The sequence below is a fragment of the Sphingomonas fucosidasi genome, assembly GCF_036663855.1.
Lineage (GTDB): Bacteria > Pseudomonadota > Alphaproteobacteria > Sphingomonadales > Sphingomonadaceae > Sphingomonas > Sphingomonas faeni_B.
Map to the genome: position 1 here is coordinate 155,623 of NZ_JAXOJR010000008.1, position 13,894 is coordinate 169,516.

Annotated in this window: 14 protein-coding genes; 7 read left to right on the forward strand and 7 right to left on the reverse strand. The window is 66.3% G+C overall.

The features are described from left to right. Nucleotides 1–103: 103 nt before the first annotated feature. Nucleotides 104–1,300, forward strand: coding sequence for an acyl-CoA dehydrogenase family protein (locus U1737_RS15545; RefSeq protein WP_248523669.1), 1,197 nt, complete (start codon nucleotides 104–106; stop codon nucleotides 1,298–1,300). A gap of 4 nt (nucleotides 1,301–1,304) precedes the next feature. Continuing rightward, nucleotides 1,305–2,387, forward strand: coding sequence for an acyl-CoA dehydrogenase family protein (locus U1737_RS15550; RefSeq protein ID WP_332797387.1), 1,083 nt, complete (start codon nucleotides 1,305–1,307; stop codon nucleotides 2,385–2,387). 128 nt (nucleotides 2,388–2,515) lie between these two features. On the opposite strand, the gene U1737_RS15555 is transcribed toward U1737_RS15550, so the two are convergent. Together U1737_RS15555 and U1737_RS15560 are read right to left on the reverse strand one after the other, a co-directional pair. Beyond that, nucleotides 2,516–2,833 carry a hypothetical protein gene (locus U1737_RS15555; RefSeq protein ID WP_248523397.1) on the reverse strand — a complete coding sequence of 106 codons (318 nt, stop codon included), beginning with the start codon at nucleotides 2,831–2,833 and terminating at the stop codon, nucleotides 2,516–2,518. A gap of 41 nt (nucleotides 2,834–2,874) precedes the next feature. Then, nucleotides 2,875–3,789, reverse strand: a complete 915-nt coding sequence (locus U1737_RS15560; protein WP_332797388.1) for a LysR family transcriptional regulator — start codon at nucleotides 3,787–3,789, stop codon at nucleotides 2,875–2,877. A 106-nt stretch (nucleotides 3,790–3,895) separates the two neighbouring features. Here U1737_RS15560 and U1737_RS15565 point away from each other — a divergent pair, with 106 nt between their 5' ends. Then, nucleotides 3,896–5,422, forward strand: a complete 1,527-nt coding sequence (locus tag U1737_RS15565; protein ID WP_332797389.1) for a CoA-acylating methylmalonate-semialdehyde dehydrogenase — start codon at nucleotides 3,896–3,898, stop codon at nucleotides 5,420–5,422. 88 nt (nucleotides 5,423–5,510) lie between these two features. Here U1737_RS15565 and U1737_RS15570 read toward each other — a convergent pair whose 3' ends face one another. Continuing rightward, nucleotides 5,511–5,834, reverse strand: a complete 324-nt coding sequence (locus U1737_RS15570; protein WP_332797390.1) for a GIY-YIG nuclease family protein — start codon at nucleotides 5,832–5,834, stop codon at nucleotides 5,511–5,513. 112 nt (nucleotides 5,835–5,946) lie between these two features. Between U1737_RS15570 and U1737_RS15575 the strand changes: the two genes are divergently transcribed. From U1737_RS15575 to mmsB, 4 genes are all read left to right on the forward strand, one after another. After that, complete coding sequence (locus tag U1737_RS15575) at nucleotides 5,947–7,104, forward strand: acyl-CoA dehydrogenase family protein (RefSeq protein WP_332797391.1); 1,158 nt, start codon at nucleotides 5,947–5,949, stop codon at nucleotides 7,102–7,104. Between the two features lie 112 nt (nucleotides 7,105–7,216). After that, nucleotides 7,217–8,257 (forward strand): enoyl-CoA hydratase/isomerase family protein, encoded by a 1,041-nt coding sequence (locus U1737_RS15580; RefSeq protein WP_332797392.1) that lies wholly within the window; start codon nucleotides 7,217–7,219, stop codon nucleotides 8,255–8,257. Nucleotides 8,258–8,349: 92 nt separating this feature from the next. Beyond that, on the forward strand, nucleotides 8,350–9,126 hold the full coding sequence (locus U1737_RS15585) for an enoyl-CoA hydratase (RefSeq protein ID WP_332797393.1): 777 nt from the start codon (nucleotides 8,350–8,352) through the stop codon (nucleotides 9,124–9,126). 94 nt (nucleotides 9,127–9,220) lie between these two features. Then, nucleotides 9,221–10,153: a 3-hydroxyisobutyrate dehydrogenase gene (gene mmsB, locus U1737_RS15590; RefSeq protein ID WP_443027139.1), complete on the forward strand. Its 933-nt coding sequence runs from the start codon at nucleotides 9,221–9,223 to the stop codon at nucleotides 10,151–10,153. A 24-nt stretch (nucleotides 10,154–10,177) separates the two neighbouring features. Here the strand turns inward: mmsB and U1737_RS15595 are convergent, their stop codons facing one another. The 4 genes from U1737_RS15595 to U1737_RS15610 all read right to left on the reverse strand — a co-directional run bounded on the left by U1737_RS15595 (nucleotide 10,178) and on the right by U1737_RS15610 (nucleotide 13,806). Then, nucleotides 10,178–10,573 (reverse strand): MAPEG family protein, encoded by a 396-nt coding sequence (locus U1737_RS15595; RefSeq protein WP_332797395.1) that lies wholly within the window; start codon nucleotides 10,571–10,573, stop codon nucleotides 10,178–10,180. 39 nt (nucleotides 10,574–10,612) lie between these two features. Further along, complete coding sequence (locus U1737_RS15600; protein ID WP_187504449.1) at nucleotides 10,613–10,831, reverse strand: hypothetical protein; 219 nt, start codon at nucleotides 10,829–10,831, stop codon at nucleotides 10,613–10,615. Between the two features lie 85 nt (nucleotides 10,832–10,916). Then, on the reverse strand, nucleotides 10,917–12,290 hold the full coding sequence (locus tag U1737_RS15605) for an MATE family efflux transporter (protein WP_332797396.1): 1,374 nt from the start codon (nucleotides 12,288–12,290) through the stop codon (nucleotides 10,917–10,919). A gap of 385 nt (nucleotides 12,291–12,675) precedes the next feature. Further along, nucleotides 12,676–13,806, reverse strand: coding sequence for an extracellular catalytic domain type 1 short-chain-length polyhydroxyalkanoate depolymerase (locus tag U1737_RS15610; RefSeq protein ID WP_332797397.1), 1,131 nt, complete (start codon nucleotides 13,804–13,806; stop codon nucleotides 12,676–12,678). Nucleotides 13,807–13,894 lie beyond the last annotated feature (88 nt).

Genomic DNA, 13,894 nt, shown 5'->3' on the forward strand with positions numbered 1-13,894 from the left:
CTGCGTCGCTCGGTCCAGCGTTTTCTCCGATTTCGACCATACCGGTCCTTCAATTTCTTATCTGACTGTGGCACATGGGCTCCAACATCAGGAGCACATGGCCATGGATCTCAGCTTCACGCCCGAAGAAGAATCGTTCCGCGACGAAGTTCGCGCGTTCTTTCGCGACAAACTCCCCGCGCGTCTCTCGACGCTGGTCCGCGAAGGCAAGCGCCTCCGCAAGTCGGACATGGAAGAATGGCACGGTATCCTCAACGAGCGCGGCTGGCTGGCGAACCATTGGCCCGAGGAATGGGGTGGTCCGGGCTGGAGCGTGATCCAGCGCTTCATCTTCGACAATGAATCCGCGCTTGCGCACGCGCCTCGCGTGGTCCCGTTCGGCGTCAACATGCTCGGGCCGGTGCTGATCAAATACGGCTCCGAGGAGCAGAAGAAGCATTGGTTGCCGCGCATCCTCGATGGCTCCGACTGGTGGTGCCAAGGCTATTCCGAGCCGGGCGCGGGGTCCGATCTCGCCGGCCTCAAGACCACCGCGGTCCGTAAGGGCGACGTCTATGTCGTCAACGGCCAGAAGACCTGGACCACGCTCGGCCAGCATGCCGACATGATCTTCTGCCTCGTCCGCACCGATCCGGCCGCCAAGAAGCAGGAGGGTATCTCGTTCCTGCTGATCGACATGAAGTCGCCCGGCATCGAAGTCCGCCCGATCACGCTGATCGACGGCGAGCAGGAGGTGAACGAGGTGTTCTTCACCGATGTCGAGGTGCCGATAGCCAACCTCGTCGGCGAGGAAAACCAGGGCTGGACCTACGCCAAATATCTGCTGACCTATGAGCGGACCAACATCGCCGGCGTCGGCTTCTCGATCGCGTCGTTCGAGCGGCTGAAGGAAGTCGCGCAGATGCAGAAGAAGGGCGGGCGTGCGCTGGCCGACGATCCGTTGTTCGCGGCACGGATGGCACGGGTCGAGATCGATTTGGCAAACATGCAGACGACCAACCTCCGCGTGCTGGCGGCGGTCGCGGGCGGCGGTGCGCCGGGTGCGGAGAGTTCGATGCTCAAGATCAAGGGCACCGAGATCCGCCAGGAGATCACCTCGCTGACCCGCCGCGCGTACGGATCGTACGCGGCGCCCTACATACCCGAGGCTCTGGAGGCCGGGTGGAACGGCGAGGATGTCGGCCCGGAGGACGCGGCAATGGCGGCGCCGAGCTATTTCAACAATCGCAAACTGTCGATCTTCGGCGGGTCGAACGAGATCCAGAAGAACATCATCTCCAAAGCCATCCTGGGTCTCTGATCACATGAACTTCGAACACACCGACGACCGCCGCATGCTCGCCGACACGCTCGTCCGGGCGCTGCGCGATGGGTATGCGATCGATACGCGCAATGCGGGGGCGTATAGCGAGGCAGGGTACGACCCGGCGGTCTGGCAGCATTTGAACGAGCTGGGCATCGTTTCGGCCTTGTTCGACGAGGCGGCGGGCGGCTTCGGCGGCAGCGGGTTCGACATCATGGTCGTGTTCGAAGCGCTCGGCCGCGCGCTGGTGGTCGAGCCGTTCCTCGGTGCGCTGATGGCGGGGCGTGCGTTGGCGAAGGCCGGCGGACAGGACGATATGCTGGCCGGCGTCGTGTCAGGCGAGACGATCGCCGCGTTCGCACTCGATGACGGCGCCACGCCGGTGACCGCGACCAAGAGCGGCGATGGCTGGACGCTCAGCGGGACGAAGGCGGTCGTGCCGCAGGCGGGCGCGGCGGCGGTGTTCGTCGTGTTGGTCGAGCAGGACGGCGATCCGCTGGTGCTGGTCGTTCCCGCGGACACGGCGGGCGTGTCGGTGCGGAGCTACAACACCGTCGAGGGCGGCGCGGCCGGCGACGTGACGTTCGATGGCGTGATGCTAGGGGCTGAGGCGCGGCTTGGCGGCGACGGGCAGGGGCAGGCGATCGTGGACGCGGCAGTAGGGGCGGGGCTGCTTGCGCTGTCGGCCGAAGCGGTGGGCGCGATGGAGTTCGTCAAGGAGGCGACGCTCGGCTATCTCCGCGACCGGAAGCAGTTCGGCGTGCCGATCGGCAAGTTCCAGGCGCTCCAGCACCGCATGGCGACCGTTCTGCTCGAGATCGAACAGGCGCAGTCGGCGGTGATCAACGCTGCGTCGGCCTTCGACGGCGACGACGCGAAGGCGCGCGCACGGGCGCTGGCGGCGGCGAAATACACGATCGGGCGGACCGGGGCGTTGGTCGCAGAAGAGTCGATCCAGCTCCACGGCGGGATCGGGATGACGTGGGAATACGCCGTCTCGCATTACGCCAAGCGCTTGGTGATGATCGACCACCAACTGGGCGACGAGGACCATCACCTCCAACGCTACATCGCGCTGGGGTGATCGGCATCCCGGCGCCGTCACCCTAACGAAAGCCAGGGCCCAGGGTCACGGGCGCCGTCGCTGATGGCTCTGGATCCTGACTTGCGTCAGGATGATGGTGGGCCTCAGGAGAACGGTGGCCGGAGGGCCTACCGCCCGCGCTTCCCGATCATCGGTCGCAGCCGCACGCCAAGGCAGATCACCGTCGGCCACAGCAGCGTGTTGAGGATATCCAGCGAGGTATCCTCCCACCGCCACGACCCGAAGTTCATCCGGTCCATGATCTCGTTGAACGCCTCGCCCGCGACGACGACCCACCACGGGATGAACGTCCCAAACGACCGCCGCGTGATCAGCCGCGCGATCATCAGCAGCGCCATGCCTGCGTGGATGTGCAGGATCGTATCGGGCAGCCCGGTGCCGTCGCCGATCCAGTCGATTATCTTGTGGTAGAGGGTCGGGATCACGCTGTTACTCCGGGGGAACTGCCGCCGTGGCTATACGGCGCTCAATTCCGAGCGGCAATCGCAGGCATCGTGCCCAGCATCAGCGGCTTCAACTCGCCGATGGTCGCGTCCAGCCAGGCGATGAACCGGTCGATCCGCGCGATCCGGCGGACGTCGCGGTGGACGACGAGCCAGAACGAGCGCGCGATGTCCACCGCTTCGGGCAGCACGCGGACCAGCCCCGGCATCCGGTCGCCGATGAAGCACGGCAATATCCCGCAGCCCGCTCCCGCGGCGATCAGTTCGGCCTGCGCGACGATGCTCGAACTGCGGATCGACGCGTCGAGCCGTCCGTCGATCTCCGCCAGATACCGAAGTTCGGGCGCGTAGATCATGTCGGGGACGTAGCCGATCAGCCGGTGCCGCATCAGATCCGCGGTGGTCGCGATCGGCCCGGTCCGCGCGAGGTGATCCGGATGTGCGTAGAGGCCGAGATGATAGTCGGTGAGTTTCCGCGCCACCAACGGGCCGCTCTTGGGTCGCGCGAGCATCACCGCGATATCCGCCTCGCGCCGCGACGGATTGAGGAACCCGGTCGACGCGATCAGGTCGACGGCGATCCGCGGATGCTGGTTGGTGAACGACGCGAGGCGCGGCGCGAGGATGCGGCTGCCGAAGCCTTCCGAGACGCTCAACCGGATCGGTCCCGCGAGCACGCCCGCGTCGTTGCCGACCACTTCCTGGATGCCGAGCGCGGCCGCCTCCATCGTTTCGGCATGTGCGAGCAGCGCTGCGCCGCGCTCGGTCAGCGCGTAGCCAGCCACCGTCTGTTCGAACAACGTCGTCTGAAGCCTGCGTTCGAGCCGCTGTAACCGCCGCGAGACGGTCGTGGCGTCCTGCCCGAGCAGTTTTGCCGCTGGCCCAAGCCGGTGCGTGCGCGCCAGGGCGAGGAAATACCGGACGTCGTCCCAATCCATGAACGCCTCACCTTGAGCTGCATATCTGCAGAGCGAATCTGCAAACAGCCCCACTTGGCTGCGAAACGCTTATGGCCGACGATACGCGCAACTAGAAGAGGATGCCATGCGGACCATCGAGAATTTCGTGAGCGGTGCGGCCAGCACGGCCGAGCGCTTCGGCGACGTGTTCGACCCGAATTCGGGCGAGGTGCAGGCGCGGGTTCGGTTGTCGGGTGCGACCGATCTGGACCGCGCCGTCGCGGCCGCGCAGAAGGCGCAGCCTGCCTGGGCCGCGACCAACCCGCAGCGTCGAGCTCGCGTCATGTTCGAGTTCAAGCGGCTCGTCGAGGCGAACATGGACGAACTCGCGCGGCTGCTTTCGTCCGAGCACGGCAAGGTGATCGCGGATTCGAAGGGCGATATCCAGCGCGGGCTCGAGGTGATCGAGTTCTGCTGCGGCATCCCGCATATCCTCAAGGGCGAATACACGCAGGGCGCCGGGCCGGGGATCGACGTGTATTCGATGCGTCAGCCCCTCGGCATCGGCGCGGGCATCACGCCGTTCAACTTCCCGGCGATGATCCCGCTGTGGATGTCGGGCGTCGCGATCGCCACGGGCAACGCGTTCATCCTGAAGCCCAGCGAGCGCGATCCGTCGGTGCCGGTGCGGCTGGGCGAGCTGTTCGTCGAGGCAGGGCTGCCTGAGGGCATCTTCCAGGTCGTCCACGGCGACAAGGAGATGGTCGACGCGATCCTCGATCACCCGGCGATCTCGGCAGTGAGCTTCGTCGGGTCATCCGACATCGCGCATTACGTGTACCGTCGCGGCGTCGAGGCGGGGAAGCGCGTCCAGGCGATGGGCGGCGCGAAAAACCACGGTATCGTCATGCCCGATGCGGACCTCGACCAGGTCGTCGCCGACCTGTCGGGTGCGGCGTTCGGATCCGCGGGCGAGCGCTGCATGGCGCTGCCGGTGGTGGTGCCGGTCGGCGAGAAGACGGCTGTAGCTTTGCGCGAGAAACTGATCCCGGCGATCGCTGCTCTGCGCGTCGGCGTGTCGACCGACAACGACGCGCATTACGGCCCAGTGGTGAACGCAGCGCATCGCACCCGGATCGAGAACTGGATCCAAACCGGCGTCGACGAGGGCGCGGAACTGGTCGTCGATGGGCGCGGGTTTGCGTTGCAAGGGCACGAGAAGGGCTTCTTCATCGGGCCTTCGCTGTTCGATCACGTCACGACCGAGATGTCGGCGTACAAGGAGGAGATCTTCGGACCTGTCCTCCAGATCGTCCGCGCCGCCGATTTCGAGGAGGCGGTGCGCCTGCCGAGCGAGCATCAATACGGCAACGGCGTCGCGATCTTCACGCGCAACGGCCACGCCGCGCGCGAGTTCGCGGCACGGGTGAACGTCGGGATGGTGGGGATCAACGTGCCGATCCCGGTGCCGGTCGCGTATCATACGTTCGGCGGGTGGAAGCGCTCGGCGTTCGGCGACACCAACCAGCACGGCATGGAAGGCGTGAAGTTCTGGACCAAGGTCAAGACGATCACGCAGCGCTGGCCGGACGGGTCGGCCTTGCCGGCGATGGTCCAGGATGGTGGGCCTGCGCGCAACAACGACGCCTTCGTCATTCCGACGATGGGGTGAGTGGGGTGGGCGCTCCCAATCCCGTCATCCTGACGAACGTCAGGACCCAGAGCCACGGGCGTTGGGGCTCGTGGCTCTGGGTCCCGGGTCAAGCCCGGGATGACGGTTGGGGGAGCGGTCCGAATCCCAAGTCTTCCGCCAGATCGCGCCACGTCGGATTGTCAGCTTCGATCAGTTCGATTTTCCAGGCGCGGTGCCAGTTCTTCAATTGCTTTTCGCGAGCTATGACGCTTTCCATCGTGTCCGCCATCTCGAACCATACGAGCCGTTTGACACCGTACATTCGGGTAAAGCCCCCGAAGGACCCCGCACGATGCTGAGCGACCCGTGCCATCAGGTCGGAGGTTACGCCGATGTACAACGTACCGTTGCGCCAGCTCGCGAGGATGTAGACCGCCGGTTGCCGTCCCACGCCATTTCCCCCAATCGTCATCCTGACGCACGTCAGGACCCAGAGCCACGCATACCGGCGTCCGTGGCTCTGGGTGCCGGGTCAAGCCCGGCATGACGGAGATAGGACCACGATGAACCAGTTCACCTCCAACCAGTTCGACCTCACCGACGACCAGCGCGAGATCCAGGACCTCGCGCGCCGATTCACCGCCGACCGGATCACGCCGCATGCGGGCGAGTGGGACGAGAAGCACATCTTCCCGCGCGACACGATCAAGGCGGCGGCCGAACTCGGCTTCGCGGCGATCTATGTCAGCGAGGAAAGCGGCGGGATCGCGCTTGGGCGGCTCGAGGCGGCGCTGATCATGGAGGCGATGTCGTATGGGTGTCCTTCGACGAGCGCGTTCATCAGCATTCACAACATGGCAGCTTGGATGATCGACCGGTTTGGTTCGCAGGGCGTGAAGGACAAGTACCTCCCCGATCTCGTGACGATGGACCGGCTGGCGAGCTATTGCCTGACCGAGCCGGGCTCGGGCTCCGATGCGGCTGCTCTGAAAACGCGTGCGGTGCGCGACGGCGACGACTGGATCGTGACCGGCTCGAAGCAGTTCATCTCGGGCGCGGGCGAGAACGAGGTGTATGTCACCATGGTTCGCACCGGTGAGGACGGGCCGAAGGGCATATCCTGCCTCGTGATCGAGAAGGACATGCCGGGAGTGTCGTTCGGTGCAAACGAGAAGAAGCTCGGCTGGCATTCGCAGCCGACACGGCAGGTGATCTTCGACGGCGTCCGCGTGCCGGCCGCGAACATGGTCGGCGGCGAGGGCGAGGGCTTCCGGATCGCGATGATGGGGCTAGATGGCGGGCGGCTGAACATTGGCGCATGCTCGCTCGGCGGGGCGCAGCGGTGTCTCGACGAGGCGATCGCGTATACCAAGGACCGCAAGCAGTTCGGCAAGGCGATCGCGGACTTCCAGAACACGCAGTTCATGCTGGCGGACATGGCGACCGAATTGGAGGCGGCGCGCGCGCTGCTGTATATCGCGGCGGCGAAGGTGACGGCCAGTGCGCCCGACAAGACCAAGTTTGCGGCGATGGCGAAGCGGCTGGCGACCGATACGGGGTCTTCGGTGGTCGATCGCGCGTTGCAGTTGCACGGCGGGTATGGGTATCTGCAGGACTACCCGATCGAACGCTTCTGGCGCGACCTGCGCGTGCATTCGATCCTTGAGGGGACGAACCAGGTCATGCGCATGATTGTCGGCCGCGAACTGACGCGGCAATGAGTCCGCGCAGCACTTTCGTCCCTCTTCTCTGCGTCCTCTGCGCCTCCGCGCGCAAAAACTTTTCGCGCGGAGGCGCAGAGAGCGCAGAGATTTTGCCCGAAAGGCTTGTGTCGTGACCGACCTGATCGTTGAACGTGAAGGGCCTGTCGGCCGTATTCGTTTGAACCGGCCCAAAGCGCTGCACGCGCTCAATCTCGGCATGTGCCAAGGCGTGCTCGAAGCGCTCGAAGCTTGGCGGGGCGATGCGGCGGTCGAGGCGATCGTGGTGGATCATGCCGAGGGGCGTGGGTTCTGTGCTGGCGGCGATATCCGCATGCTCGCCGCCTCGGGGGGGACCGACGGCGTCGAGGCGCGCGCGTTCTTTCATGCCGAGTATCGGATGAACCATCGGCTATTTACCTATGCCAAGCCGATCGTCGCGTTCATGGACGGGATCACGATGGGCGGCGGCGTTGGGCTGGCGCTGCCGTGCCGGTTCCAGGTTGCGACCGAGAACACCAAGTTCGCGATGCCGGAGACGGGGATCGGGCTGTTCCCGGACGTCGGCGGCGGCTGGTATCTGTCGCGGCTGCCGGGGCGGATCGGGCAGTATCTGGCGCTGACTGGACACCGGCTGGATGGCGCGGAGTGTCTCGCGCTCGGGTTGGCGACGCATTTTCTGGCGAGCGACGCGCTCGACACCGCCAAGGCGCGGATTGCGGAGACGCCGCAGGATATTGCCGGCGTACTCGATGCACTGGCGACTTCGCCGCCCGACGCGAAAATTCTTGCCCGGAAGGACGACATCGACCGGCTGTTCGCGTCGGACGTGCTGGAGGAAATCTACGGCGCGCTCGAAGCCGATGGTGGCGAGTGGGCGACGCAGACGCGCGCGACGCTCAAGACCAAGTCGCCGCAGACGATGAAGGTGTCGTTGCGGCTGCTCCACGAAGGTGCGGCGATGGCGAGTTTCGCGGACGAGATGAAGCAGGAATATGCGGTCGGCGCGCATGTCGTGCAGCGGCATGACTTCATCGAGGGCGTGCGCGCGGTGATCGTCGACAAGGACAACGCGCCGCGCTGGGATCCGGCGACGCCCGCGGACGTGACCGATCATGTGATCGACCAGATCTTCGCGCCGTTGCCGGAGAGCGAGGCTTGGACGCCGGGTTGACAGAACGCCCGTCACCCCAGCGGAAGCTGGGGTCTCCCGGTAATGATGAGACCCCAGCTTTCGCTGGGGTGACGAAATTGGAAGGGTTTGGAATGGCCGAATACGAAACGATCCTCGTCGAGCAGCGCGGTGGCGTTACGCTCGTCACGCTGAACCGGCCGCAGGCGCTAAACGCGCTCAATTCGCAGATTCTGGCGGACCTGATCGCCGCGTTTGCCGCGTTCGATGCGGACCCGTCGCAGGGCTGTGCGGTGCTGACCGGTAGCGCCAAGGCGTTTGCTGCGGGCGCGGACATCAAGGAGATGCAGAGCCAAGGGTTCGCGGACATGTATGCGAGCAACTTCTTCGCCGGGTGGGAGAATTTCACGCGGACGCGCAAACCGGTGATCGCGGCGGTCGCGGGCTATGCGCTTGGCGGCGGGTGCGAACTGGCGATGATGTGCGACTTCATCCTCGCCGCTGATACCGCCAAGTTCGGCCAGCCGGAGATCAAGCTGGCAGTGTCGCCGGGCATGGGCGGATCGCAGCGGCTCACGCGCGCGGTCGGCAAGGCGAAGGCGATGGAGATGTGCCTGACCGGGCGGATGATGGACGCCGCCGAAGCCGAGCGCGCGGGGCTCGTGTCGCGGATCGTGCCGGCGGACGAACTGGTCGAGGAGGCGGTGAAGACCGCCGCGACGATCGCGGCGATGGCGCCGCTGGCGGTGCTGGCGAACAAGGAAATGGTCAACGCCGCGTTCGAGACGGGGCTCGCGATGGGCGTGCAGTTCGAGCGGCGACTGTTCCACGGGCTGTTCGGGACGGCGGACCAGAGCGAGGGCATGGCGGCATTTGTCGAGAAGCGCGCCGGGACCTGGACGGGGAAGTAGCCTCCGGCCTGCGCTCCCGTCATCCTGACGAAAGTCAGGACCCAGAGCCCAGCAGCGCCGACGCCTGTAACCCTGGGTCCTGACTTTCGTCAGGATGACACGGTATTTGGTTGAGAAGCACGGACGACAAAGTCGCTGTGAATTGAGGAGAGAGAACATGGCACGGATCGCATTTATCGGGCTCGGCAACATGGGCGGCGGAATGGCGGCGAACCTCGCCAAGAAGGGCCACGACGTTCGTGCGTTCGACCTGAGCGCGGACGCGCTGGACAAGGCGAAGGTGGCCGGCTGCCTCCCCGTCGCGTCCGCTGCCGAGGCCGCAGACGGCGCCGAGGCGATCGTGACGATGCTGCCGGCGGGCAAGCATGTCGCCGAGGTCTATGATGCGCTGTTCGGCGTCGCGTCGCCTTCCGCGATCCTGATCGAATGCTCGACGATCGACGTCGCGACCGCCAAGCAGGTCGCCGAAGCCGCGCAGGCCAAGGGACTTGTCCCGGTCGATGCACCAGTCTCGGGCGGGATCGGCGCGGCGAATGCGGGCACGCTGACCTTCATGGTCGGCGGTTCGGCCGAAGCGTTCGGGCGGGCTCAGCCCATCCTCGCCGACATGGGCAAGGCGGTGATCCACGCCGGGGCGAACGGGGCGGGACAGGCGGCGAAGATCTGCAACAACATGATCCTCGGCGCGACGATGATCGCGACCTGCGAGGCGTTCGTGCTGGCGGAGAAGCTGGGGCTCGATCCGCAGGCATTCTACGACATCGCGAGCGTGTCGTCGGGCCAGAGCTGGTCGATGACCACCTACGCGCCGCTGCCGGGGATCGGTCCCGATACGCCCGCCGATCACGACTATCAGGGCGGCTTCGCGGCGGCGCTGATGTTGAAGGACCTGCGGCTCGCGATGGCAGCGGCGAAGGATGTCGGCGCGGATACGCCGATGGGTGCGAAGGCTGCCGAGCGCTACGAGGCGTTCGCCGAGGCCGGGCAGGGGAGCCTCGACTTCTCGGCGATCATCCGCACGCTTTGAGACAAGCCGGGGCGAGGCTGACCCTCAGAGGAAGCGGATCAGCATCAGCAGCAGGCCGAGGATCGACACCATCCAGCACAGGCTGCGGATATATTTGACCCCGAACAGGCACAGCGGAATGTAGGCGATCCGCGCGCCGAACCAGAGCCACGCACCGATCGTACCGATGCCGCCGGTGCGATCGGTGACGGCCAGTCCCAGCGCGAGCGCGACGAAAACCGGATAGGTCTCCTGGAAATTCTTCAGTGCTCGCTCGGCGCGGCCTGCCATCTCGCCGAGGGGCTTCTGCTCGCCGTCGCGCGGCCCGGCGTTCCAGTCTAGCCCGCGGTCGCGCGTCGCGGTCTGGCCCTGGATCATCACATAGGCGAACAGCAGGACCGTCGACCAGCCGAGCAGCAGCAATTCGGTAGGCAGCGTCATGATCGATCTCCGCAGGGGGCCAGCGGATTTCGAACGCCGCTATGCCAGCGAGGTTGCGCTGGGTTGGACGGGATTGGCAAGCTGGCGTGCATCGCGGGCGCGGTGGAACGCGCGGTCGGCATCGTCGATGGCACAGAGCAGGCTGCCGAAGCACGGCACCTCGTCGATCGGATAGACCCGCGACAGGTCATGGCCGAGCGCGAAAACGTCGCGCTGCGTGAGCAACCCGATCGCGACGATGCGGTCTTGATCAGGCATATGTCAGGCTCCAGTGGTGTAACACACGTTAACACGTCTGAGCTGCTATGTATCAGTAATATCGGATAAAGAGGCCAAGCGAGCCTTAGCCGAGGCCAAGTCGTTCGCGCGCCTGCCACCGGGCGATCATCAGCACCGAAACCACCGTCAGTCCGGCCGCCAGCCCTGTCCAGATGCCGACCCCGCCCCAGTCGCGCCCGAACGCGAGCCATGCGCCGACACCGATGCCGATCCCCCAATAGCCGATAGCGGCGAAGATCATCGGCACCTTGGTATCGCCCAGCCCGCGCAACATCCCCGCGCCGATCACCTGCGCGCCGTCGACCACCTGGAACACCGCGGCGACCGCGAGCAGCGATATCGCCAGCGCGACGACGGGCGCATTGGCAGGCGCATCGACGTCGAGGATGATGCCGATCAGGAGTTGCGGGGCGAGGATCAGCAACGCGGCGGTGAGCACCATGAAGCCTTCGCCGATCGCGAACGCCGCCCAGCCCGCGCGGCCGATCCCGGCGCGGTCGCCGCGTCCGGAGGCGAGACCGACGCGGACGGTGGCGGCTTGCGCGATGCCGAGCGGGACCATGAAGGTGACGCCGGCGATCTGGATGGCGATCGCGTGTGCGGCAAGCGGTACGGTGCCGAGCAACCCCATCAGGAAGACCGCGGCGATGAACACCGTGGATTCGAACCCGAGCGTGATCGCGATCGGCAGCCCGAGCGTCCAGACCGCGCGGTATCGCGGCCAGTCGGCGCGCCAGAACCGGCCGAGCAGGCGATAGCGGCGGAACGGCCTTGCGTAGACGATGACGGCGGCCATCGCGACGAAGCTGAGGCCGTTGGCAATGCTGCTCGCCATGCCCGAGCCGAGCAGGCCGAGCGCGGGGAGGCCCGCATGGCCGAAGATCAACAGCCAGTTGAGCGCAGCGTTGACCACCAGCAGCCCGACCATCACCACCAGCGACCAACCCGGCCGTTCGAGCGCGGCGACGAACGCGCGCAGGACGAGGAACGCGAGGCTCGGCAGCATGCCCCACATGACGGCGCGCACGAACCGCGCCGCGTCGTGCGCGAGCAGCGGGTCCTGATCGAGCAGGTGAACGAGGATCGCCTCGGCATTCCAGAGAATGATCCAGGACGGGAGGCAGAGCGTGGTCGCAACCCAGATGGTCTGGCGCACGGTTCGCCGGATATCGCGCACGGCATGCGGCCGCGCACCCCGCTCGCGCGCGATCATCGGGACGGCGGCGGTGGTGAGGCCCATGCCGAAGACGAGGAACACGAGATAGAGGTTCAGCCCCAGCGTCGCCGCCGCCAAGGTGTCGGGCCCGAGCCGCCCGAGCATCGCCACGTCGGTCGCGCCGACCAGCGCCTGGGCGAGGTTCGTCGCGACCAGCGGCCAGGCGAGTTTGAGCGTGGCGGCGAATTCGGTGCGCCAGGGACGGGGCGGGATGGACGTCATGCGCTGGCTTTACCCGGGTTCACGGCCAAGTCGATTATTCCTGCTTACCCTCCCCTGTCAGGGGAGGTGACGCCTCAGGCGACGGAGGGGTGACCCGCTATCGAAAGGGCGATACCCCTGCGTCTGGCAAGAGCCAGCCACCTCCCTTGCCAGGGGAGGATCGTGTGGAGCGATCCGGTACGAAAGGCGCGGGGACGATCCCGCAACGTTTTCCCAACCACCCCGTGGTTTCCCAACCACCCCGGGTTCCGCAACCCCTTCCCGTCATCCTGACGAAAGTCAGGACCCAGGGTAACGAACGGTGTCTTGTGTGGCTCTGGATCCTGACTTTCGTCAGGATGACGGTGGGGTGTTTGGCGCGCTCAACTCCCGACCCTCCGGCATCCTACCGCATCAATCCGGCAGCGCGGAGGGCGTTTTCGATGGTCGCCTGGATTCCGGTAGGTGCCTCGGCGCGAGGCTTCGGCGCAGACTTCGCCGCGGGTTTCGACGAGACCGGGATCGCGATCTTCGCGACGCGTTCGACCGGTGCCGGCTTGGCCGCAGTCTCCGCCTTCGCCGCCGCAACCAGCCCCCAGGACTTGGCAATAACCGCCGTGCTCGAAATCCCGACGTCGAGCATGAACGGCCCAGCGGCGCCCAGTCGCTCGCCGCGCAGCGGGTCGATCGGCGTCCCGTGACCCATGCCCGGCACGGTCCAGTCCTCGACGACGTCACGTCCCTCGGCATCCGACCAGATCCGGTGGACCGCGGTGCCTACCCGCTCCGTGCGTACGGCGGTCGCGTCGACGCCGTGGATGCCGCGCCACTGTCGCGCGATCGTGTCCGCATTCGCGACGCTGACCGTGGCATCCGCGCCGCCGTGCCAGATCGCCAGCGTCGGCCAGCGCCCGTCATGCCCCCGCGAACCGCTGCGAACCGCGTCGGCCAGCGCGACGTCGCTGGTGTCGCCATGCCCGCGCATCCGGTCGAGCGCTTGCGACACGCCGGTCGCAGTGCCGTAGGCGAGGCCACCGATCACCGCGCCGCCCGCGAACAGGTCCGGTCGGGTCGCCAGCATCGCCATCGTCATCGCGCCGCCCGCCGACAAGCCGGTGACGTACACGCGGCCGCGATCGAGGCCGTGGCGGGCGATCATCGTCTCGCTCATCTGCGCGATCGATTCCGCCTCGCCGCCAGCCTGCGCGGTGTCCTCCGACGCGAACCAGTTGAAGCAGAGGTTGGGATTGTTCGCGCGCGTCTGCTCGGGAAACAGCAGCGCAAAACCAGCGAGGTCCGCGAGCTTCGACCAGCCCGACCCGTGATCATAACCTGCCGCGGTCTGCGTGCAGCCGTGCAGGACGACGACCAAAGCCGCGCCCGCTGGCAGGTCCTTGGGCACGTAGCTGTGCCCAAGCAGCGCGCCCGGATTAGTCCCGAACTCGATCAGCGGCGTCAGGCGACTCGGAGCGGTGTCGCGCGGCGTCGGTGCCCCGGCACGCGCCATGCGGGCGATGGTATCGGCGATGTTTCTCACGTGAATCGAGCCTTTCGTCGCAAGCGTACTCAGCCGCGATCCTATCTCAACGTCGCACCTACATCATTTGTTGCTGCAGTGCAGCAAG